The 916-nt window shown below is 65.9% G+C and carries 2 protein-coding genes; both read right to left on the bottom strand.

The genetic code is table 11. The features are described 5' to 3' along the window. Positions 1 to 10 precede the first annotated feature (10 nt). A complete protein-coding gene (locus HNV26_RS37360; protein ID WP_171445609.1) occupies positions 11 to 580 on the bottom strand; it encodes a transposase in 570 nt (189 codons plus the stop codon). 5 nt (positions 581 to 585) lie between these two features. After that, on the bottom strand, positions 586 to 916 hold a 331-nt coding region (locus HNV26_RS37355), incomplete at its 5' end, for a helix-turn-helix domain-containing protein (protein ID WP_171445608.1).

Below are 916 nucleotides of genomic sequence, written 5' to 3'. Positions count from 1 at the left end.
ATAGCGCAGTTCATCTGGGCTGAGCGACGGAGTAACCGCAGTAGGCGAACCAGCCTGCTGCGTCGCTTGGGGAGATGGCCGCCAGAGCGAGCTTTATGCCCTGGTGCAAGGCGGAGCGGGTCCGCAGCCGCCATTTGCGCAGCAGCGCTTTGACCTTGCTCCATGCCATCTCAATGGGACTGAAGTCGGGGCTGTAGGGAGGAAGGAAGACGACCCGGGCGCCGCGCGATTCGATGACGTCGATGAGCGCTCGGCACTTGTGGGCTGCCAGATTGTCCCAAACGACAACCTGGCCGGGCTCCAGGATGGGCACCAGGTGCTCCAGGACGAAGCGGCCCCAGACTTCCAGACTGGTGCCCCCTTCAACTTCCAAATGAGCCTCGATGCCTTGGTGCGTCAGTGCGCCGAGCACCGTTGTCACGCAGCCGCGGTTGCGCGGCACCGCCTCGCCCGTCAGTCGCACTCCCTCCGGTGCTCGCCCGTGCGTGCGAGTCATGTCGGTGCGGCTGCCCATCTCATCGACCACGACGAGTTTGTCGGGCACCACCTGCCGCATGCCGAGCGCATACGCCCAGCGCAAGGCCTCTACGGCCTGGGTGTCTCGCTCGGTCGCGTGGAGGGACTTTTTTTACGCGTTAAACCCATGCGCCGCAGCGCTCGGTTCACCGTGGTGTGGTTGATGACGCACCCAGCGCGCACCGCATAGACGCGCGCCAACTCCTCATCAGTGGCGTCGGGGCGCTCGCACACCAGGCGCCGCAGCACTTCTTCGCCCGCCGCGTCCACCTTGCGAGGGGCCCCGCCCCCATGGGGGCGCGCACAAACGCTGCCGGTTACCTCGAAGCGCGCGATGTAACGACGCACCGTGGCATAACCAAGCATGAAGCGACGGGCGATGGCACTCTTGCCCTCGCCC

The sequence above is a fragment of the Myxococcus xanthus genome, from assembly GCF_013116825.1.
GTDB lineage: Bacteria > Myxococcota > Myxococcia > Myxococcales > Myxococcaceae > Myxococcus > Myxococcus xanthus_B.
Note: the sequence above shows the minus strand (reverse complement) of the source record. Positions and strands in the feature narration are given on the sequence as shown.